The sequence below is a fragment of the Salinicola sp. LHM genome, assembly GCF_034479735.1.
Taxonomy (GTDB): domain Bacteria; phylum Pseudomonadota; class Gammaproteobacteria; order Pseudomonadales; family Halomonadaceae; genus Salinicola; species Salinicola salarius.
Genome location: NZ_CP140261.1, coordinates 2357287 through 2379204, shown reverse-complemented (window position 1 = coordinate 2379204; position 21918 = coordinate 2357287). Strand labels below are relative to the sequence as shown.

Genomic DNA, 21918 nt, shown 5'->3' with positions numbered 1-21918 from the left:
CAGACGCCTGCTTTCGGCATCGAATGGCGAATGGATCGCCACCAGCATCCGATGGGCTGTTGACGTTTCAGCCTAGAGGCCTTTCGCGACGATGACGTTACGGAGTCGAGTGTAGCGCGCGAGCGCCGGGTGCGACATGGACGAAAAGTCCCACAAACCCGAGACGACGCCACGGCGCGACTTGGAATCCGTCTTGTCAGCCCCATTGTGAATGGCCATTGACATCGCACCGTCAATGTTGGTCAAAGTCAAGCTACGGCTGGCGCCATGGGAAAGGCTAGGGTAGGGTAGGCGGATTTTCCGGTCGGCCCCACTCCCTGCCATCGAGCACGCCATCGGCTGGGACCGCCGCTATATATAAAGAAGCAGGAGCGCTATGGGCAAGTCACTGGTTATCGTCGAGTCGCCGGCCAAGGCCAAGACCATCAACAAGTATCTCGGCAACGATTTCGTGGTGAAATCGAGTGTCGGGCATATTCGTGATCTGCCGACCAGCGGTTCTTCCAAGCAGGCCAGCGATCCCAAGGAGCGCGCGAAGCAGGCGGCGATCACCCGCAAGATGTCGCCGGAAGAGAAGGCGGAGTACAAGAAGCAGAAGCAGTGGGATCAACTGGTTCGGCGCATGGGTATCGACCCCGAACATGGCTGGCGGGCCCATTACGAGATCCTGCCGGGCAAGGAGAAGGTGGTCGATGAGCTCAAGAGGCTGGCCGACAAGAGCGATACCATCTATCTCGCGACCGATCTGGACCGTGAGGGAGAGGCGATCGCCTGGCACTTGAAGGAGACCATCGGTGGCGACGACTCGCGCTACAAGCGAGTGGTGTTCAACGAAATCACCAAGAATGCCATCCAGGAAGCCTTCAAGCAGCCCGGCACGCTCAATATCGCCCGAGTCGAGGCGCAGCAGAGCCGCCGCTTTCTGGATCGCGTAGTCGGCTTCATGGTCTCGCCTTTGCTGTGGAGCAAGGTGGCTCGTGGCCTCTCCGCCGGCCGTGTGCAGTCGGTGGCCGTACGGCTAATCGTCGATCGTGAGCGCGCTATCCGGGCATTCAACCCGGAAGAGTTCTGGGACGTCCACGCCGATCTCGTCACCGCCGACGGCGAACCGATCCGCTTCGAGGTGGTCCGCGAGAATGGCGAGACTTTCCGCCCGACTTCCGAGAAAGAGACCCTCGATCGCATCGCGCCGTTGCGGCAGGACACGCTGGACGTGACCAGCCGCGAAACCAGGCCGACCAGCTCCAAGCCCAATGCGCCGTTCATTACCTCGACGCTGCAGCAGGCCGCCAGCGGTCGACTGGGTTACTCCGTCAAGAAGACGATGACGCTGGCCCAGCGGCTCTACGAGGGCGGTTACATCACCTACATGCGTACCGACTCCACCAACCTGTCCCAGGATGCAGTCGAAGGCGTGCGCGACTACATTCATTCCGAATTCGGTGAGCGCTATCTGCCGGAAGCGCCGAATCGCTACTCGAGCAAGCAGAACGCTCAGGAAGCGCACGAGGCCATTCGTCCTTCCAACGTCAAGCAGCGGGCCGACGATCTGCCCGTCGAGCGCGACGCCCAACGGCTGTACGAGCTGATCTGGCGCCAGTTCGTCGCCTGCCAGATGGTGCCGGCGGAATATCTTGCTACCACGCTGACCATCGAAACGGCCGGCTTCGAGCTCAAGGCCCGTGGCCGGGTGCTCAAGTTCGACGGTTATACCCGCGTGATGAAGCCGGTGGCCAAGAAGGACGAGCAGGCGCAACTACCCGATATCGGCGAAGGCGCGACGCTCGAGGTCGAACAGATCGACCCGCAGCAGCATTTCACCAAGCCGCCGGCGCGCTACACCGAAGCAAGCCTGGTCAAGGAACTCGAGAAGCGCGGCATCGGCCGCCCGTCGACCTATGCGGCGATCATCTCCACCATTCAGGATCGCGGCTACGCCAAGCTGGACAACCGGCGTTTCTATGCCGAGAAGCTCGGCGAGATCGTGACCGATCGCCTGGTGGAATCGTTCAATGACCTGCTGGACTATGGCTTCACTGCCCGCATGGAGGACCGGCTCGACGAGGTCGCCGAGGGCCATGAGCAGTGGCAGAAGCTGCTCGATGCCTTCTATGCCGATTTCAAGCAGAAGCTGGAGCGTGCCGAAGGCGAGGATGGCATGCGGCCCAACGAGCCCATCGAAACCGATATCGCGTGCCCGACCTGTGGCCGCCCGATGCAGATTCGCATCGCGTCGACCGGCGTGTTCCTGGGCTGTTCCGGCTACAACCTGCCGCCGAAGGAGCGCTGCAAGACGACCATCGATCTGATCCCGGGAGAGGAAGCCGTACCCGCGGATGCCGACGAGGCCGCCGAGACGGAAGCGCTGCGCGCCAAGCGTCGTAACCCGAACACCGGCACGGCGATGGACAGTTACCTGATCGATGAAGGTCGCAAGCTCTATATCAGCAACGATGACGACGGCTACTACGAAATCGAGCAGGGGCGTTTCCGGATCAAGGGCTACGATGGTCCCGTGATCGAATGTGACAAGTGCGGCTCCGAAATGCAGCTCAAGAGCGGCCGCTTCGGCAAGTATTTCGCCTGTACCAACGAGGGCTGCGGCAATACCCGCAAGCTGTTGAAGAGCGGCGAAGTCGCACCACCCAAGATGGATCCGATTCCGATGCCGGAGCTGGCTTGCCAGAAGGTCGACGATCACTACGTGCTGCGCGACGGTGCCAGCGGTCTGTTCCTGGCGGCCAGCCAGTTCCCCAAGAACAGGGAAACCCGTCCGCCGCTGGTCAAGGAGCTGAAGGCGCACGCCGACGCTCTGCCCGAGAAGTACCATTTTCTGCTTGAAGCGCCGAGCGAGGATCCTGACGGTCGGCCGGCTCAGATCCGCTTCTCGCGCAAGACCAAGAGCCAGTTCGTCATGACCGACGAAGAGGGCAAGGCAACCGGCTGGCGGGCCGTCTACGAAGATGGCCGCTGGCAGGTGGAGGACAAGCGCAAATGACCTCGGTGGCCCGTACCAATCAGCTGCTCTATCAGGCTGAATTGTTGCTGGCGGTCGAGCCGGGCAACGACGAGCACGCGACGGCGCGCCGCATGGCGCTGGAGGAGGCCGCGCTGGGCCAGTTGGAACTGGCGCTGGATTCCGTGCTGCGAGAAGTCACCGAGCATACCGATCTGCCCCACGACGGTTGGCAGGCGTGGCTGCGGGCGACGAACGTCAATGTGGCCGAGCTCGAACGGCTACGGGCCTTGTCCCGTGATCCTGAAAGCTGGCTGGGGACGCTGCTGGCGCGATTGCAGGCGCTGCACGGCGCCGACGGCGTGGCCCGCCGCGATGCACGGGCAGGGCTGATTGCCAGTGCCGGCGCCCCATCGCTGGGCGATACGCTGCGCTGGTGCCACCGTGAATTCAAGACGCTGCTGCCGGCACTGCGTGAAGGTAGCAGCGAGTGGTGACTGGCTCGGGGTAAACGTGTTAGCCTGAATCCAGACATCAACGACCGGGGCCCAGGCTCTGGTCGTTTTTTATTGGTCCCGTTCTTTTATTCGAGTCGTCACTCCATGAAAGAGAGTGACAAGAGAGGTGAGCCGTGTCCGATATCGCGATTCTGGAAATCGTCGAACTTGCCAACGGAGAAGTGGTGCTGCGACCGGCAGAGGCAACGGGTGAGCCGCTCGTCTCGATCCGCTTCTCCGAAGAGGCCGTCGAGCTGTTGCGGCGCAGTCGCTTCGACGTGGCCCGCGAGATGCTCGACCATGCGATCACTCGAACCCATCTGTGGGAAGGTGATGAAGAAGATGCCGCCGAAGAAGCGCCGGCGACCGTTCACTAGCCGGCTCTGCGCCCTCTGGTCCGTGAGACGGTGACGCGATCCTGCCGCGACCGGGGGTGCTGACCGACGCGGACCGCCGTGTCCCTTACTGCATCAGGCCCGCTACCAGTGCCATGATCACGGCGATGACGGCCGATGTCAGTGCGGTCACCAACAGCACGCGACGCCGGGTGGCGCTGAAAGTGAAGAAGGTGATGAAAGCGATGGTCATCGCGAGCATCGAAATTGTCCAGGCGTAATTGGCCATAGAGCGGCTGGCTCCTGCATCGAGATTATGGGATTCGTCGACGGCGCATTATACAGATCGCGAGGGCCGCTGCGGCGCTTGCAAGTCTACGGGATTCACGCGGCGCACGATGATAACGCTTGCAAGGGTTTGCTCGTGTCAGGTCTGTTGACGAACCCTGGCGTAAGGCGGGCCGGTGGCGAGCCTTCACTTGCCAGTGACCAGTGACCAGTGACCAGTGACCGGTGCTGGGCGGCACCCAGCGCCGGCCTTGGCGAAGCCGAGAGCTGACGTCGGCGTTCAGCGCAGCTTGGTCAGCCGCAATTCGGCCAGTTGAGCGGGCGGCAGGAAGGAGTCCGAGCGCGCCTCTTCCCAGTAGTTCCGGAAGACGGTGTGCTCGCTGTTGCCTTCGAGCAGTTCGTCCGGTTTCAGGAAAGTGAACAGCTTGTCGTAGGACTGGATCTCGTCGGCGGACACGCGCCGAATGATATGCTCAGGCCCCAGTTCCGCGGGATGTTGCAGGCCCGCGGCGGCGAGCATCTCGGCCAAGCCCTTGAGCGTGTTGTGGTGAAAGTTGTAGACCCGCTCGGATTTGTCGGCGACATCCAGGTGGCGGCTGCGCTTGGGATCCTGGGTCGCCACGCCGCTGGGGCACTTGTCGGAGTGGCAGTTGAGTGCCTGGATGCAGCCCAGCGAGAACATGAAGCCGCGTGCAGCATTGCACCAATCGGCACCCAGCGCCAGGGTCCGGGCAATGTTGAATCCGGAAGTGATCTTGCCGGCGGCGCCGATCTTGATCTCTTCGCGCAACCCAGCGCCGACCAGGGTGTTGTGCACCAGCATCAGCGCTTCGGTCAGCGGCACGCCCAGACGGTTGATGAACTCCAGCGGTGCGGCTCCCGTTCCGCCTTCTCCACCGTCGACGACGATGAAGTCGGGGCGCTGGCCGGTTTCGCGCATGGCCTTGACCATGGCGAACCACTCCCAGGGATGGCCGATGGCCAGCTTGAAGCCGATGGGCTTGCCGCCGGACAGCTCGCGCAGGCGGCCGATGAAGGTCATCAGCTCCAGCGGCGTGGAGAAAGCGCTGTGGCCGGCAGGGGAGACCACGTCCTCGCCCATGGGCACCTCGCGCGCCTCGGCGATCTCGGCGGTGACCTTGGCGGCGGGAAGGATGCCGCCGTGGCCCGGCTTGGCGCCCTGCGACAGCTTGATCTCTATCATCTTGACCTGTTCGTCGCGCGCGTTGGCGGCGAAACGCTCTTCATTGAAGCTGCCGTCGTCGTGGCGACAACCGAAGTAGCCGGAGCCGATCTCCCAGACCAGATCTCCACCGTGAATTCGGTGATAGCGAGAAATCGAGCCTTCGCCGGTGTCGTGATAGAACTTGCCTTTGCGAGCGCCGGCGTTGAGCGCTTCGATGGCATTGCCGGACAACGAGCCGAAACTCATGGCCGACACATTGAACACGCTGGCGGAGTAAGGTTGGCTGCAGAGACTACCGCCGATCTGGACCCGGAAGTCGCTGTCGTCGATATGGGTCGGTCGCAGTGAATGGTTGATCCACTCGTGGCCGGGCGCATACATGTCGATCAAGGAACCGAAGGGCTTCTTGTCGCTCTCGTTCTTGGCCCGCTGGTAGACGACGGCGCGCTGCTCCCGGGAGAACGGACGCTCGTCGAGGTCGGACTGGATGAAGTATTGACGAATCTCCGGCCCGATCGACTCGAGGATATAGCGACAGTGCGCCAGAATGGGATAGTTGCGGCTGACGGTGCGGTGCTTTTGACGGATATCGTGAATCCCGAGCCAGGACAGGCCGCCGAAGATGACCACGCCCCACCACCAGTATGAGGATGAGGCAAGCCCGACGAGGGAAACGGCCAGCAGGCAAAGGCTGGCGATGAAAACGGCATTACGTGACGGTAGACGAGAAAGGCCAGTAGCGTAGCTCATGCAAACATCGGCTCCAGAAAGGTGAAATCGCGGCGGGCTGGGGCTGCCGCGACCGCCAAGGATAGCGCAACGCCTTGCGTTGCGGCCAATGTCACGCGGGACTACGTTGAGGCATCGTTACTACGTTGAGGCAGTTGCGTCCATGTCTCGCGCCGGGAGAACGGGAGTGGATGTCGAGTCGCCGCGTGCCGGCATGCCGGTTTTTCGCTCATTCAATGCAAGGAATGCTTGAACTTGCGACATCATCGATCGTTTTTACGTCTGCGACTGGTCCTGCTCGTGCTGCATGGCTATGTCGGCTGGCGCCTGCTGCCCGAACTTTCGCTGGGCATCTGGAGCAACGTCGTCGGGGCCGGTTACCTGCTGACCAGTGCGCTGCTGATGCCCTGGGTGATCCGGGTAACCTGGCTCAACGGTCGCTGGTTCGCCTGGCCGGTCGCCGTGATGACGGGGGTGTTCTCCTTTCTGCTGCTGTTCACGTTGGCCCGGGACATTCTGCTCGCGACATGGCACGTGGCGACTGCGCCGACGGCCTTGCTGGTCACCGGTAGCGCCTGGGGCGTGCTGATCGCATCGTCCGTGCTGTCGATCTATGCGGTGTGGCAGGCGAGAAGAGTGCCACGGGTCGTCGACGTGTCGGTGCCGCTGGTCGGGCTGCCGGCTGCGCTGGAGGGGCTGACGATCGTTCAGTTGAGCGACTTGCATATCGGCCCGACGATCAAGCGCCAGCACTTGCAGCGCATCGTCGAACGGGTCAATTCGCTGACCCCGGATCTGGTCGCGATAACCGGTGATCTGACCGATGGCCGCGTCGCGGAGCTGGAAGAAGACCTGGCGCCGTTGGCGAACTTGAGAGCTCGCCATGGCGCATTCTGCGTGACCGGCAATCACGAGTACTACAGCGAGGCCGAGGCGTGGGTCGCCGCCTTTGAACGTCTGGGCATGCGCGTGCTGATCAACGAGTGCGACCCTGTCGAGCATGACGGGGCGGTACTGGCCGTTGCCGGCATTACCGATCTGTCGGCGGGGTACTACGTCCCGGCGCATCGCAGCGACCCGGCGCTGGCTGCCCGTGACATACCGCCGGGCGCGACGCGCCTGCTGCTCGCGCATCAGCCCAATTCCGCGCCCGTGGCGGCAGAGGCCGGGTTCGACCTGCAGCTTTCCGGCCATACTCACGGCGGACAGATATGGCCCTGGAGCCTGCTGGCGCGTCGTGCCAACCGCTTTCTGGCCGGGCTGGGCAAGGAGGGGCGGATGTGGGTCTATACCAGCCGGGGTACCGGCTACTGGGGGCCGCCGATGCGTTTTGGCGCGCCCGCCGAGATCACGCGGATTTGGCTGCGCCGGGCAGACTGAAGAGCCACGAGCCACGAGCCACGAGCCACGAGCCACGAGCCACGAGCCACGGCGGCGTCGGGCCGCTGTAAAAAAGAACGCCAGCGATGATGTCGCTGACGTTTTCGTGGAATAGCCGCGGTCTAATTTTTCGCAGCTCAGGCCGCCTTGGCTTTGCGGTTGAGGATATCCAGCAGCGTGTCGATGCGCTGGAAGCGATCTTCTTCCTTTTCCATGTCGCCGTGGAAGCGCAGCGTGTCGGCGCCGTCGAGCTTGTACTCCGCCGGCTGGCGCTGGATCAGTTCGACCAGCGTCATCGGGTCGACCTGCGGGTCGGGGCCAAAGATCACCCGGCCGCGTTCGGCTCCGGCTTCCAGCTTGGCGATACCGAGGCGCTCGGCACGCTGGCGCAGCCTCGTCTGGCGGAACAGTGCCTTGAGCGGCGCCGGTAGCAGGCCGAAGCGGTCGATCATCTCTACCTGCAGTTCCTTCAGCGCTCCCTCGTCGGCTGCGCTGCTGATGCGCTTGTACATGATCAGGCGCTGCTGAACGTCGGGCAGGTAGTCGTTGGGAATCAGCGCCGGCAGGTTGAGGCTGATTTCCGTGCCCTCATCGAGCGGGGCTTCGATATTGGGCGTCTTGCCGGCGCGAATCGCCTTGACCGCACGATCGAGCATCTGCATGTAGAGGCTGTAGCCGATGGTTTCCATCTGGCCGCTCTGCTCGTCGCCGAGCAGTTCGCCCGCGCCGCGGATTTCCATGTCGTGGCTGGCGAGCGTGAAGCCGGCGCCGAGATCGTCGCTTTGGCTGATTGCCTCGAGCCGCTTGATCGCATCCTTGGTCATCGCCTTGGGCGGCGGCGTCAGCAGGTAGGCATAGGCCTGATGGTGGCTGCGTCCGACCCGGCCGCGCAGCTGATGCAGCTGGGCCAGGCCGAACTTGTCGGCGCGCTCGATGATGATGGTGTTGGCGCTGGGCACGTCGATGCCGGTCTCGATGATGGTCGAGCAGACCAGCACGTTGAAGCGCTTATGGTAGAAGTCCGACATTACCCGTTCGAGGGCGCGCTCCGGCAACTGGCCGTGAGCCACGCCGACGCGGGCTTCCGGCACCAGCTCGCGGATCTTTTCGGCACTGGCTTCGATCGTCTTGACCTCGTTGTGAAGGAAGTAGACCTGGCCGCCGCGAAGCACCTCGCGCAGGATCGCCTCCTTGACCACCGGCTCGTTGCGCTGCTGCACGAACGTCTTGACCGAGAGGCGTCGTGCCGGGGGCGTGGCGATGATCGACAGATCGCGAATGCCGTTCATGGCCATGTTGAGCGTGCGCGGAATGGGTGTCGCGGTCAGCGTGAGAATATCCACCTCGGCGCGCATTTGCTTGAGGCGCTCTTTCTGAGCGACGCCGAACCGATGCTCCTCGTCGATGATCATCAGGCCCAGGTTGGAGAATTTGACCGACTTGGAGAGCAGCTTGTGGGTGCCGATGACGATGTCGGCACGGCCTTCTTCGATGCGCTTCAGGGCATCGCCTTCCCCCTTGCCGCCAGTGAAGCGCGAGAGCATCTCGATCTGCACGGCAGTATCGGCGAAGCGGTCGCGGAAGTTGTCATAGTGCTGCTGGGCCAGCAGCGTGGTAGGCACGAGTACCACTACCTGACGGCCGGAACTGACGGCCAGGAACGCGGCGCGCATGGCGACTTCGGTCTTGCCGAAACCGACATCGCCGCAGACGACGCGATCCATCGGCCGCGGCGCGGTCATGTCGGCGATCACCGCCTCGATGGCGGCGTGCTGGTCAGGGGTTTCCTCGAACGGAAAGCTCGCCGCGAAGCGCAGATATTCCTCGCCGGGCATGTCGCTGACGAATCCTTCCCTGGCCTCGCGCCGCGCATAGATGTCGAGCAGCTCGGCAGCGGTGTCGCGGACTTTCTCGGCCGCCTTGCGCTTGGCCTTGTCCCAGGTGTCCGAGCCCAGCTTGTGCAAGGGGGCGAGTTCGTCGGTAGCGCCGGCGTAGCGCGAGATGAGCTGAAGATTGTCGACCGGCACGTAGAGCTTGGCGCCGCCGGCATACTCCAGCGCCAGGAATTCGGCTGCCTGACCGCCGGCGGTAAGCATCTCCAGGCCCAGGTAACGCCCCACGCCGTGATGCTGATGCACCACGGGCGCACCGGGGCGCAGCTCGGAAAGGTGGCGCACGGCCAGCTCGTTGTCGTCGGTTGCCTTGGCGCGGCGGCGCGTCTGGCGCACGACTTCGCCGTAGAGCTCGGTTTCGGTGATGACCGCGATAGCGGGATCGCCCAGCCAGAGACCTTCGTCCAGCGCCCCCTCGGCGATCGCGAGCGGCTGGTTGCCATCCAGGAAGTTCTGCCAGCCATCGATATGGGGGATATCCCGATGCAGCGGCGCGAGTGCCTCATCCAGCGCTTCGCGGCGCCCGCGGGACTCGGCGACGAACAGAATGCGCAGATCACGATGAGCATCGAGAAACGCCTCCAGCGTCGCCAGCGGGTGCTGGGCGCGGGCATTGATCGCGACTGCCGGCGGTGATTGGGTCGCGCTGGCGATGGCGTGGCGTGAGGCCGAGTCGGTCACGAATTCGAGACGGGGGTGCTGTTTGATCGCGGCGAAGACTTCGGCCGCGGGCACGAACGCCTTCGCCGGGGGCAGCAGCGGGCGAGTCGGGTCGACGCCGAGATTCTCGTAGCGACCTTCGATCGAGAGCCAGTGATGTTCGGCAGCTTCGAAAACGTCGGGCAGCAGCGCAATGCGCGTCTGTTCCGCCAGATGTTCGAACAGCGTGGCGGTCTCCTCGAAGAACAGCGGCAGGTACTGTTCGAGGCCGGGAGAGGGAATGCCCTTGATCGCATCCACATAGAGCGGGCACTGCCGCGGATCGACGTCGAAGAGGGTTTCGAACCCTTCCCGGAAACAGGCGATCGCCGAGCGCGACAACGAGTACTCGTGCGCCGGCAACAGGTCGATGCGCTCGATCTTGTCCTGCGTGCGCTGGGTATCCGGATCGAAGCGCCGCAGCGTGTCGATCTCGTCGTCGAACAGGTCGATGCGCAGCGGGGCGTCAGTGCCCATGGGGAACAGGTCGATCAGCGAGCCGCGCATGGCGTATTCGCCCGGCTCGTAGACGGTTTCCACCGCGCGATAGCCGGCCCGCGACAGGCGCTCGCGAAAACTTTCCCGATCGAGCCGATCACCGGTCGCCAGCGTCAGCACGCGCCCGGCCACGTAGTCGCGTGGCGGCAGTCGCTGCATCAGGGTATTGATCGATGCCAGCACGATCCCCTGGGTGCCTTCCTGCAGTTCCCGCAGCGTCCTCAGCCGTGCCGAGACGATGTCCTGGTGTGGCGAGAAGCTGTCGTAGGGCAGCGTTTCCCAGTCGGGAAACGGCATTACCGGCACGTCGGCATAGAAGCGCAGCGTGCTCTCGAGGCGCTGCGCGCTTGCCGTGTCCGGCGTCACCACCAGCAGTGGTGCATCGTCGGCCAGGCGCGCCAGCGTCAGCGCGGTAGCGCTTCCCTGGGGCAGTTGGCAATAGGTAGTTTCGCGCGTGCCGGTCGGCAGAGGCGGGGCGAGCGGTGTGAAATGCGACATGAGCCTTTCGGAGAACGAATTTACGTGCAGGGATGATAGCAGGCTGTCGCAATGGCGGGGGTGTCGAGCCGCATTTCTTGCCTCGAGTGCCGTTGTCGAACGTCAGGCATCGGCGATGGCCCGTGTAGTGAAACTACAACATTTGCGACTACGCGGCGATTGCGGGGCGTTTCGTAGGATGCAGATAATACTCGGGTTTTTGGTCAGGCGGATGCTCTGAGGCAGTGTTGGCGACCACTGTGCGGACAGTGCCAGCGATCCGTTTGACCGACGCTGTCGATGCGCCAATTCGACCCCCCAATTCGATCAGAGAGAGGCCCGCTTGTGAGTCAGGAACAGCTCGATACCGTCTTCCAGGAGTGGCAGGACAACGAGGCTCGCGCGGAAGAGATGATTCCGCTTCTGGGTAAGCTCTATCGTCAGTACAACGTGATCCCTTCGCTGTTCGGGCGGTCGTTGATCAATCGTTCCGTGACGCGGATTCTCAAGAACCATCGTTATGTTCGCAAGGTCGAGGGAACCGAGCTTTCGGTCGCCGACACGCTGCCGATGGTGCGAGCCATGACCGAACTGAATCTGGGGCCGGCGCATATCGATATCGGCCGACTGGGCGTGGCGTTCAAGCACTCCGGCGAAAGCGATGTCGTGGCGTTTCTCGAGCGCGAGCTGGCCGACATCGTGGGTGCTCACGACGGCAGCGGCATGGGCGGGGAGCCTCAGGATGTCGTGCTCTACGGCTTCGGTCGCATCGGGCGCATTCTGGCGCGCATCCTGATCGAGAAGGCCGGTGGCGGTAACCTGCTTCGGCTGCGTGCCATCGTCGTTCGCGGCAGTGGTGACGATCTCGAGAAGCGGGCCAGCCTGCTGCGTCGCGATTCCGTCCATGGGCCGTTCTCCGGATCGATCGACATCGATCACGAAAACCATGCGCTGATCGCCAACGGTCACTACATCCGCATGATCTATGCCGATTCGCCGGCCGAGATCGATTACACCGTCTACGGCATCGACAACGCCATCGTCGTCGACAACACCGGCAAATGGCGCGATCGCGAAGGGCTGGCTCAGCACCTGCAATCCAAGGGGGTTGCCAAGGTGTTGCTGACGGCACCGGGCAAGGGCGATCTCAAGAATATCGTCCACGGTATCAATCATCAGACCATCGGCGAGGAAGACCGTATCGTCTCTGCGGCTTCATGCACCACCAATGCCATCGTGCCGGTGCTCAAGGCCATCGACGACGAATACGGGATCGTCCATGGCCATGTCGAGACCGTCCACTCCTACACCAACGATCAGAACCTGATCGACAACTACCACAAGGGCGATCGCCGCGGACGCAGTGCGCCGCTCAACATGGTGTTGACGGAAACCGGCGCGGCCAAGGCGGTAGCCAAGGCGCTGCCGGCGCTTTCCGGCAAGTTGACCGGCAATGCGATCCGCGTGCCGACGCCCAATGTCTCGATGGCGATCCTCAACCTGTCGCTGGAGAAAGAGACAGACCGCACGGCGCTCAACGAGTATCTGCGCCAGATGGCGCTGCATTCACCGATGCACAAGCAGATCGACTATGTCGATTCGCCGGAAGTGGTGTCGTCGGACTTCGTCGGCAACCGCCATGCAGGGATCCTGGATGCCAAGGCAACCATCGCCGACGGCAAGCAGGCGGTGCTCTACGTCTGGTACGACAACGAGTTCGGCTATAGCTGTCAGGTGGTGAGAATCCTGCAGTACATGTCCCGCGTCTGTCACCGGTACCTGCCGACCACGCCCTGATTCGTCCATTGAACTTTAGTCTAAAAAGTCTCGGCGCTGCCGAGACTTTTTCGTTGTCCGGCGGCCGGGTCGGCGTGCCGGCGAGTAGTCTTCGGGGGCCGGCATCATTATAATGGTGCGCGTTTTTCGGCGTGGTCCATCGAAGTCATGGGCCATGGAAGTCACCCTTTCTGATAAGAAAAGCATTCGGATTCCGTGACGTCACCTTCCTGTTCTTCCTGAGCCTTGCTGCGGGAGTCGGACATGCCTGGCGTCCGTCGAACCTTTTTCCTTATCGACATCAGATTCGACAACTGGGCGAGACTATGATCGAAGTCAAACGAGGCCTGGACCTTCCCGTTGCCGGGGCGCCGGAGCAGCGTATCGACGACGGGCGCGCCGTGCGCCATGTCGCGCTGCTCGGGTCCGACTATGTCGGCATGAAGCCGACCATGGAGGTCCGTGAAGGCGATCGCGTGAAGCGGGGCCAGGTGTTGTTCACCGACAAGAAAGTGGCCGGGGTTCGCTATACAGCTCCCGGCGCCGGCGAGGTGGTCGCGATCAACCGGGGCGAGAAGCGTCGCCTGCTGTCGGTGGTCATCAAGCTCGACGAGGAAGAGCAGAGCGAAGCCTTCACGGCCCACGGCGTGGATGGGTTGGCGTCGCTTTCACGGTCGCAGGTGGTCGATCAACTGGTCGAGTCCGGCTTGTGGACGGCGCTGAGAACGAGGCCCTTTTCCCGCGTGCCGGAACTCGGCGCGGTGCCGGCCGACATCTTCGTGACGGCCATCGATACGCATCCGCTGTCGGCCGATCCCACGGTGATCATCGACGCCGATAGCGACGCCTTCCGCCAGGGGCTGCAGGTCATCCGTCACCTGACGCCCGGCCGGGTCTTCGTGACTCGCCGCGGCAACGCGACGCTACCGGGCGATGATCTGGAGGGCGTTCAGGCCGAGGGCTTCGAGGGGCTCCATCCGGCAGGCCTGGTGGGTACGCATATCCACTATCTCTCGCCGGTCGGGCTGCAGCGTCAGGTATGGCATCTCGACTGTCAGGACGTGATCGCCATCGGCAAGCTGTTCGCCGAGGGGCGCTTCGATCCGACCCGCGTGGTCGCCATCGGCGGGCCGCGAGCCAAGAATCCGCGCCTGGTCCGCACCCGTCTGGGGGCCAGCAGCGAAGAGCTGCTCGAAGGCGAGATCGAGAAACCGGAAGATACCCGCGTCATCTCCGGATCCATCTTCGGCGGTACGCAGTGCGAGGGAAGTCGCCAGTTCCTGGGGCGTTTCCACCGTCAGTTCTCGCTGCTGGAAGAGGGCAACAAGCGCGCCTTCATGGGCTGGCTGTCGCCCGGTCGCAACCGTCATTCGGTCATGGGGATCTACGTCTCCCAGTTCCTGGGACTGCCCAACTACGCACCCAATACGTCGACCAACGGATCCGAGCGTGCCATGGTGCCGATCGGCGCCTACGAGAAGGTCATGCCGCTGGATATCATGCCGACCCAGCTGCTGCGCTCGTTGATCGTCGGCGACATCGAATCGGCCATGCAGCTCGGCTGCCTGGAGCTGGATGAAGAAGACCTCTCGCTGTGCACCTACGTGTGCCCCGGCAAGTACGAGTACGGTCCCATCCTGCGCGACAACCTGACCATGATCGAGAAAGAGGCCTGATGATGGGGATTCGCAATACGCTCGACAAGCTGGAGCCTCATTTCGAGAAGGGCGGCAAGTACGAGAAGTTCTACGCGCTCTACGAGGCGGTCGATACGATCTTCTATTCGCCCCCCAGCGTCACCAAAAGCATGACTCACGTGCGCGACGGGATCGACCTGAAGCGCATCATGATCACGGTCTGGGCCTGTACGTTCCCGGCCATGTTCTTCGGCATGTACAACGCAGGCCTTCAGGCCAACCTGGCGATTGCCGATGGCTTCGGTGCGATCGCTGGCTGGCGTGAAGCGGTGACCATGGCGCTGGCGGGGAGTCACGACCCGGGCAGCATCTGGGCCAATTTCGTGCTGGGGGCGACCTACTTCCTGCCGATCTATCTGGTGACCTTCGTCGTGGGCGGCTTCTGGGAAGTCCTGTTCGCGGTCAAGCGTGGCCATGAAGTCAACGAAGGCTTCTTCGTGACGTCGGTGCTGTTCGCGCTGACGCTGCCGGCGACCATCCCGCTGTGGCAGGTAGCGCTGGGCATTACCTTCGGCGTGGTGATCGGCAAGGAAATCTTCGGTGGAACCGGCAAGAATTTCCTCAACCCGGCACTGACCGGCCGCGCTTTCCTCTATTTCGCGTATCCGGCCCAGATCTCCGGTGATAGCGTATGGGTCCCGGCCGATGGCTATACCGGTGCCACGGCGCTGTCCAACGCCGCGCTCAATGGCATGGAAGGCCTGCATCAGCAGTACAGCTGGTGGGATGCCTTCTTCGGCTTCATCCAGGGGTCCGTGGGGGAAACCTCGACGCTGGCGATCCTGATCGGTGCGGCGATACTGCTGCTGACGCGCATCGCTTCCTGGCGCATCATGGCGGGTGTCATGATCGGCATGATCCTGACCGCATCGCTGTTCAACGCTATCGGTTCCGACAGCAACCCGATGTTCGCGATGCCGTGGTACTGGCATCTGGTACTGGGTGGCTTCGCCTTCGGCATGGTGTTCATGGCAACCGATCCCGTATCGGCGTCGATGACCAATAACGGCAAGCTGATCTTCGGCGCGCTGATCGGTGTGATGACCGTGCTGATCCGTGTGGTCAACCCGGCCTTCCCCGAGGGCATCATGCTGGCAATCCTGTTTGCCAACCTGTTCGCGCCATTGATCGATCACATTTTCGTACAGGCGAATATCAAGCGGCGCCAAAAGCGGCTTTCAGCGCTGGCGTCCACCGAGAAGGAGGCTGTCTGATGGCGAGCAACAACTCGATCAAGAAGACGCTGATCGTCGCATTTTCCCTCTGCGTCATCTGCTCGGTGGTCGTCTCGTCCGCGGCCGTGGTGTTGAAGCCGAAGCAGTTGCAGAACCAGGCGCTGGACCGCAAGAGCAACATCCTGCAGGTGACCGAACTCTACAAGCCGGGCGATGATGTCGAAGAGAAGTACGCCGAGCTGATCACGCCACGCGTGGTCAACCTCGAAACCGGCGAGTATTCCGACGATCTGGATCCGAATACCTACGATCAGTTCGACGCCGCCAGAGATCCGGCAACGTCGCGCACGCTGTCGGGCGATGACGATATCGCGGGTATCGGGCGCCAGGAGAAGTTCTCCACCGTCTATCTGGTCGGTGATCCCGACGACCCAGACCAGATCGTCATGCCGATTCGCGGCCAGGGATTGTGGGGGCTGATGGAAGGCTTCTTGTCCGTGCGCGGCGATGGCAATACCATCGTGGGGCTTTCCTACTACGACCAGTCCGAAACCCCGGGCCTGGGCGGCGAGGTCGACAACCCGCGCTGGAAGGCGAAGTGGGATGGCAAAAAGATCTACGAGGATGGCGACTACCAGGATCCTCAGATCCAACTCGTGAAAGGCGGTGCCAGCGGCGAGTACGAAGTCGATGCGCTGTCGGGAGCCTCGCTTACCAGCCGAGGCGTCACCAACATGTTGCGGTTCTGGCTGAGTAACGAGGGCTATGCCCCGTACCTCGCCCGATTCCATGACGATTCCCAAGGAGGAGCGTGAAGATGGCTACGGACTCCGTAAAAGACGTCGTTCTATCACCAGTCTTCAAGAACAACCCGATCGCCCTGCAGGTACTGGGGATCTGTTCTGCGCTGGCGGTGACCAACTCCATGAGCGTATCGCTGGTCATGGGGCTCGCGGTCATTGCCGTGACGGCCTTCTCCAGCATGTTCGTCTCGCTGATCCGCAATCACATTCCGTCGTCGATCCGCATCATCGTGCAGATGACGATCATCGCGTCGCTGGTCATCGTGGTCGATCAGGTGCTGCGTGCCTATGCCTATGACATGTCCAAGCAGCTGTCGGTGTTCGTCGGCCTGATCATCACCAACTGTATCGTCATGGGGCGCGCGGAAGCCTACGCCATGCAGAACGGCCCGGTGATGAGCTTTCTCGACGGCGTCGGCAACGGACTCGGCTATGCCGTCATCCTGCTGATCGTCGGCTTCGTTCGCGAGTTGCTGGGGTCAGGCAGCGTGTTTGGCCTGACCATCCTGCCGACGGTTCAGAACGGTGGCTGGTACGTGCCCAATGGCTTGATGCTGCTGCCGCCTTCGGCATTCTTCGTCATCGGCCTGCTGATCTGGGTGCTGCGTACACTCAATCCGGAGCAGGTCGAGAAGACGGAATACCGTATCGTTGCCAACAGCAAGGCCAAGATCAAGGAGACTGCCAATGTTTGAACACTATCTCAGCCTGTTCGTGAAGGCGGTCTTCGTCGAGAACATGGCCTTGGCATTCTTCCTGGGCATGTGTACGTTCCTGGCCGTCTCCAAGAAGATTTCTTCCGCCATCGGTCTGGGCATCGCCGTCGTCGTCGTCCTGACCATCACGGTGCCGGTCAATAACCTGATTCTCAATTACCTGCTCAAGGCGGGGGCATTGAGCTGGACTGGCCTCGAAGGTGCCGAGAACATCGACCTCAGCTTCCTGGGCCTTTTGAGCTATATCGGCGTCATCGCGGCGATCGTCCAGATCCTCGAGATGTTCCTCGACAAGTTCGTGCCGGCGCTCTACAACGCACTGGGCGTTTTCCTGCCGCTGATCACCGTCAACTGCGCCATCATGGGTGCCTCGCTGTTCATGGTTCAGCGTGACTACACCTTCGGCGAGTCGGTGATCTATGGTGCCGGCGCGGGTGCTGGCTGGGCGCTGGCGATCATGGCGCTCGCGGGTATCCGCGAAAAGCTCAAGTACAGTGATGTGCCCGGCAGTCTGCAGGGACTGGGGATCACGTTCATCACGGCCGGTCTGATGTCGTTGGGCTTCATGTCCTTCTCCGGCATCCAGCTTTGACGCCAGCAAGACCCATGGCGTCCAGGCAACGACATCAACGCAACAAGGAAATAGGAACCCGACATGGTTGATACATCCATCATCGTGCTCGGCGTCGTCATGTTCACCGTGATCGTGCTGGGGCTGGTGGCGGTCATCCTGGCCGCGCGCAGCCGGCTGGTCAGCAGCGGTGACGTGGCGATCGAGATCAATGGCGACCCTGACAACACCGTGACGACACAGGCCGGGGGCAAGCTGCTTCAGACGCTGGCCGCCAACGGCATCTTTCTGTCGTCGGCCTGCGGCGGCGGCGGCTCCTGCGCGCAGTGCAAGTGCCAGGTGAGCGAAGGCGGCGGCTCCATCCTGCCGACCGAAGAGTCTCACTTCACTCTGCGCGAGAAGAAGGAAGGCTGGCGCCTTTCCTGCCAGGTGCCGGTCAAGCAGGACATGAAGATCCGTGTCCCGGATGAGGTCTTTGGCGTCAAGAAGTGGGAATGCGAGGTCATCGAGAATCCCAACGTCGCGACCTTCATCAAGGAGCTGAACCTGAAGCTGCCGGAAGGCGAAGAAGTGGCCTTCCGTGCCGGTGGCTACGTGCAGTTGGTGGCGCCGCCCTACGACGTGAAGTTCTCCGATTTCGATATCGAGGAGCAGTATCGCGGCGACTGGGAGAACTTCGGGCTGTTCAACCTCACGCACAAGAACGACGAAGAGGTGATCCGCGCCTACTCGATGGCGAACTATCCCGAAGAGAAAGGGATCCTCAAGTTCAACATCCGTATCGCGACGCCGCCCCCGAAATCCAGCCATCCGCCGGGGCTGATGTCGACCTACGTCTTCAGCCTGAAGCCGGGCGACAAGGTGACCGTCATGGGGCCGTTCGGTGAATTCTTCGCCAAGGATACCGACGCGGAGATGGTGTTCATCGGCGGCGGTGCGGGCATGGCGCCGATGCGCAGCCACATCTTCGATCAGCTCAAGCGACTGAAATCCACGCGCAAGATGTCGTTCTGGTACGGCGCACGCTCCTGGCGCGAGACGTTCTACAACGAAGAGTACGATCAGCTGGCCGAAGAGTTCGACAACTTCGAATGGCATCTGGCGCTCTCCGATCCGCAGCCGGAGGATAATTGGGAAGGGCCGACCGGGTTCATTCACAATGTGCTCTATGAGAACTATCTCAAGGATCACCCGGCGCCCGAGGACTGCGAGTACTACATGTGTGGGCCGCCGATGATGAATGCCTCGGTGATCAAGATGCTGACCGATATGGGCGTCGAGCCCGAAAACATCATGCTGGATGATTTCGGCGGATGATCCAACGGCTTGAGCGCCGAGTGACGGGGCCGATCCTTCTGGGGTTGGCCCTGTTGCTATTCGCACTGCTGGCCGGGTGCGAGCGCGAACCTCAATCCTACCGGCTGGAAGGGCCGATTTTCGGCACCGGATTTCACGTGACCTTCTACGGTGACTACGACGACGAACAGCTCGACAGGATCGAGCATTCGGTCAAGGATGCACTGCATCGCGTCGACCGCCTGATGTCGACCTACAAGCCCGATTCCGAGCTGTCACGCTTCAATCAGGCAGCAGTGGGCGAGCCGTTCGAGCTCTCCCCGGAGACGGCCGAAGTGATTCGGGAAGCGATCCGCGTGGGTGACATGTCCAGCGGTGCTTTCGATGTCACGGTCGGATCGGCCGTCAACCTCTGGGGCTTTGGCCCGGATAAGCACCCGGATCGCGTGCCCAGTGACGACGAGATCGCGGCAGCGCTGAAGGAAGTCGATTATCGGGCTCTCCAGCTCGATGGCGATACGCTGACCAAGACCAAGCCGGTCTACGTGGATCTTTCCGGTATTGCCAAAGGCTACGGTGTCGACGCGGTCGCCCGGGCGCTGGACGACCTGGGGGTGAGCCGATACCTGGTCGAGGTGGGCGGCGAAATTCGTACACGAGGCGACAAGCCCGGCGACCAGCCTTGGCGGATCGCGGTGGAAAAGCCGGTCTCGAACGAACGTAGCGTGCAGCGTATCATTGAGCTGGATGATTCGGCAGTGGCGACATCGGGTGACTATCGCAACTATTTCGAAAGCGATGGCAAGCGTTATTCTCACACCATCGATCCGCGGACTGGTCGCCCGATCACCCACCATCTGGTTTCCGTGACAGTGATCACGGCTGACTGCATGACCGCCGACGCCTTGGCGACAGCCATCGATGTGTTGGGCCCAGACGCTGGTTATGCCATGGCCGAGCGTGAAAACCTGGCGGTCTATCTCGTTGTCAAAACGCCGGAAGGCTTCGAAACGCGTGTATCCACGGCGTTTCAAAACTATCTCAAAGATTCGGAAGAGGAGAATCAGTCATGACGATCTGGATTCTGGCCTTCGCCATCATGCTGCTGTTGGTAGGCGGCATGGCGATTGGCGTCATCCTCGGACGCAAGCCCATAGCCGGTTCCTGCGGCGGTCTCAATACCCTCGGCCTCAAGAGCGGGTGCGAGATCTGCGGTGGCAACGACAAGGTCTGTGAAGAAGAGAGTCGCAAGAATGTCGCTGGTGCGCGCCGGCGCAGCGATGAAAATCGCGGTGCGGATCTTGGCTACAACGCTGTCAAACGTTGAGTAGCGGCAGTATCGGGTTCGTTTGTCGGTCGCCACGATCCAATCAGGTCGTACCAGCCATCATGTAAGGAGTAGGCGAAGCAAATGGCAGTTCACAACTATGACGTCGTGGTCATCGGCTCGGGACCCGCGGGCGAGAGTGCCGCAATCAATGCGGCGAAACATGGCAAGCGCGTCGCCATTGTCGAGCGGCAGTCGTCCGTCGGTGGCAACTGTACGCACTGGGGAACGATTCCTTCCAAGGCGCTGCGACATCAAGTCAAGCAGATCATGCAGTTCAACACCAACCGCATGTTCCGTGATATCGGCGAGCCGCGCTGGTTCTCGTTTCCCAAGGTGCTCGAGCGTTCTCGCGTGACGATCGACCAGCAGGTCGAACTGCGTACCAAGTTCTACTCTCGCAATCGCATCGATCTGTTTTTCGGCGTCGCGCGCTTTCGTGACGAGCATACGGTCGTCGTGCGGGACAATCACGAAGGTGCGGAAGAGCTCAGTGCTCCTCAATTCGTGATCGCCACCGGATCACGGCCCTATCGTCCGGCCGACGTCAATTTCCGCCATCCGCGAATTTACTGCTCGGACACCATTCTCGGCCTGTCGCATACTCCGCGGACGCTGATCATCTATGGTGCCGGCGTGATCGGCTCGGAGTACGCTTCGATCTTCTCCGGCCTGGGCGTCAAGGTCGATTTGATTGACACCCGCGAGCGCCTGCTCTCCTTCCTTGATGACGAAATCAGCGATGCGCTCTCCTACGAGCTGCGCAACAACGGCGTGCTGATTCGTCACAACGAAGAGTACCGTAGCGTCGAGGGCGACGAGGCCGGCGTGGTGGTCAACCTGGAATCCGGCAAGCGGCTTCGTGCCGACGCCTTCCTCTGGGCCAACGGTCGTACCGGCAATACCGACGATCTGGGTCTCGAGAACATCGGTCTCGAGCCCAACGGCCGCGGTCAGTTGCAGGTCGACGGCCACTACCGCACCCAGATCCCGCACATCTACGCGGTGGGCGACGTGATCGGCTGGCCGAGCCTGGCGAGTGCGGCCTACGATCAGGGGCGCAGCGCCAGCGATGAATTTCTCGGCGAGGATTTCCGCTTCGTCGATGATATTCCCACCGGGATCTACACCATTCCCGAGATCAGTTCCGTGGGCAAGACCGAGCGGGAGCTGACCGAAGCCAAGGTGCCTTACGAGGTCGCCCAGGCCTTTTTCAAGGATACCGCACGCGCGCAGATTACCGGCGACACGGCGGGCATGCTCAAGATCCTGTTCCATCGCGAAACGCTGGAAATCCTGGGGATTCACTGCTTCGGCGACCAGGCCTCCGAGATCGTCCATATCGGCCAGGCGATCATGCAGCAGAAGGGCGAAGCCAATACGCTACGCTACTTCATCAATACCACATTCAATTATCCCACCATGGCTGAAGCCTACCGAATCGCTGCCCAGAACGGTTTGAACCGACTTTTCTGAGTGGCCGGCCTGATCGTCGTTCGCCCCTGAATTGCAGCCTTGTCATCGAGGCTTCGCGAGTCAGGGGCGACGGCGTTTCTGGTGGCTCGTTTCCTGCAGGGTAGAGGAACGCTGACAATCCGCGTTGCGCCATCTGGGGCTGGA

The 21918-nt window shown here is 62.0% G+C and carries 17 protein-coding genes; 14 read left to right on the top strand and 3 right to left on the bottom strand.

The annotated features are described in order from the left end of the window. Positions 1 to 376 precede the first annotated feature (376 nt). The 3 genes from topA (at position 377) to R5R73_RS11015 (ending at position 3830) form a co-directional block, all read left to right on the top strand. Complete coding sequence (gene topA, locus R5R73_RS11025) at positions 377 to 2998, top strand: type I DNA topoisomerase (RefSeq protein WP_322527523.1); 2622 nt, start codon at positions 377 to 379, stop codon at positions 2996 to 2998. After that, positions 2995 to 3453: a DUF6586 family protein gene (locus R5R73_RS11020; RefSeq protein WP_110630780.1), complete on the top strand. Its 459-nt coding sequence runs from the start codon at positions 2995 to 2997 to the stop codon at positions 3451 to 3453. Before topA ends, R5R73_RS11020 begins: the two co-directional genes overlap by 4 nt. Before the next feature lie 134 nt (positions 3454 to 3587). Then, a complete protein-coding gene (locus R5R73_RS11015) occupies positions 3588 to 3830 on the top strand; it encodes a hypothetical protein (RefSeq protein ID WP_071233109.1) in 243 nt (80 codons plus the stop codon). Positions 3831 to 3915: 85 nt separating this feature from the next. On the opposite strand, the gene R5R73_RS11010 is transcribed toward R5R73_RS11015, so the two are convergent. Together R5R73_RS11010 and R5R73_RS11005 are read right to left on the bottom strand one after the other, a co-directional pair. Next, complete coding sequence (locus R5R73_RS11010) at positions 3916 to 4077, bottom strand: hypothetical protein (protein WP_157957008.1); 162 nt, start codon at positions 4075 to 4077, stop codon at positions 3916 to 3918. Positions 4078 to 4356: 279 nt separating this feature from the next. Further along, positions 4357 to 6012 (bottom strand): FMN-binding glutamate synthase family protein, encoded by a 1656-nt coding sequence (locus R5R73_RS11005; protein ID WP_110630782.1) that lies wholly within the window; start codon positions 6010 to 6012, stop codon positions 4357 to 4359. A gap of 234 nt (positions 6013 to 6246) precedes the next feature. On the opposite strand from R5R73_RS11005, the gene R5R73_RS11000 reads away from it, so the two are divergent. Next, complete coding sequence (locus R5R73_RS11000; RefSeq protein WP_322527522.1) at positions 6247 to 7371, top strand: metallophosphoesterase; 1125 nt, start codon at positions 6247 to 6249, stop codon at positions 7369 to 7371. 137 nt (positions 7372 to 7508) lie between these two features. Here R5R73_RS11000 and mfd read toward each other — a convergent pair whose 3' ends face one another. Then, complete coding sequence (gene mfd / locus R5R73_RS10995) at positions 7509 to 10958, bottom strand: transcription-repair coupling factor (protein WP_322527521.1); 3450 nt, start codon at positions 10956 to 10958, stop codon at positions 7509 to 7511. Between the two features lie 324 nt (positions 10959 to 11282). Here mfd and R5R73_RS10990 point away from each other — a divergent pair, with 324 nt between their 5' ends. The 10 genes from R5R73_RS10990 to sthA all read left to right on the top strand — a co-directional run bounded on the left by R5R73_RS10990 (position 11283) and on the right by sthA (position 21774). Further along, positions 11283 to 12734 (top strand): glyceraldehyde-3-phosphate dehydrogenase, encoded by a 1452-nt coding sequence (locus R5R73_RS10990; RefSeq protein WP_110630788.1) that lies wholly within the window; start codon positions 11283 to 11285, stop codon positions 12732 to 12734. Positions 12735 to 13039: 305 nt separating this feature from the next. After that, positions 13040 to 14389 (top strand): Na(+)-translocating NADH-quinone reductase subunit A, encoded by a 1350-nt coding sequence (locus R5R73_RS10985; RefSeq protein ID WP_110630790.1) that lies wholly within the window; start codon positions 13040 to 13042, stop codon positions 14387 to 14389. Continuing rightward, positions 14389 to 15624, top strand: a complete 1236-nt coding sequence (locus R5R73_RS10980; RefSeq protein ID WP_071233103.1) for an NADH:ubiquinone reductase (Na(+)-transporting) subunit B — start codon at positions 14389 to 14391, stop codon at positions 15622 to 15624. The genes R5R73_RS10985 and R5R73_RS10980 overlap by 1 nt, the downstream gene beginning before the upstream one ends. After that, complete coding sequence (locus R5R73_RS10975) at positions 15621 to 16400, top strand: Na(+)-translocating NADH-quinone reductase subunit C (protein WP_110630792.1); 780 nt, start codon at positions 15621 to 15623, stop codon at positions 16398 to 16400. Before R5R73_RS10980 ends, R5R73_RS10975 begins: the two co-directional genes overlap by 4 nt. Positions 16401 to 16402: 2 nt before the next feature. Then, entirely contained in the window at positions 16403 to 17083 is a 681-nt protein-coding gene (locus tag R5R73_RS10970) for an NADH:ubiquinone reductase (Na(+)-transporting) subunit D (protein WP_071233101.1), read from the top strand. Continuing rightward, the gene (gene nqrE, locus R5R73_RS10965; protein WP_071233099.1) at positions 17076 to 17696 is read left to right on the top strand and encodes an NADH:ubiquinone reductase (Na(+)-transporting) subunit E; all 621 of its coding nucleotides are present in this window, start codon (positions 17076 to 17078) and stop codon (positions 17694 to 17696) included. Before R5R73_RS10970 ends, nqrE begins: the two co-directional genes overlap by 8 nt. Before the next feature lie 63 nt (positions 17697 to 17759). Next, entirely contained in the window at positions 17760 to 18992 is a 1233-nt protein-coding gene (gene nqrF / locus R5R73_RS10960; protein WP_071233097.1) for an NADH:ubiquinone reductase (Na(+)-transporting) subunit F, read from the top strand. Beyond that, complete coding sequence (locus R5R73_RS10955; protein ID WP_071233095.1) at positions 18989 to 20044, top strand: FAD:protein FMN transferase; 1056 nt, start codon at positions 18989 to 18991, stop codon at positions 20042 to 20044. Before nqrF ends, R5R73_RS10955 begins: the two co-directional genes overlap by 4 nt. Continuing rightward, the gene (nqrM, locus tag R5R73_RS10950; protein ID WP_087719832.1) at positions 20041 to 20298 is read left to right on the top strand and encodes a (Na+)-NQR maturation NqrM; all 258 of its coding nucleotides are present in this window, start codon (positions 20041 to 20043) and stop codon (positions 20296 to 20298) included. Before R5R73_RS10955 ends, nqrM begins: the two co-directional genes overlap by 4 nt. Positions 20299 to 20382: 84 nt before the next feature. Further along, positions 20383 to 21774 carry a Si-specific NAD(P)(+) transhydrogenase gene (sthA, locus tag R5R73_RS10945; RefSeq protein ID WP_071233091.1) on the top strand — a complete coding sequence of 464 codons (1392 nt, stop codon included), beginning with the start codon at positions 20383 to 20385 and terminating at the stop codon, positions 21772 to 21774. The last annotated feature ends 144 nt before the right edge of the window (positions 21775 to 21918 follow it).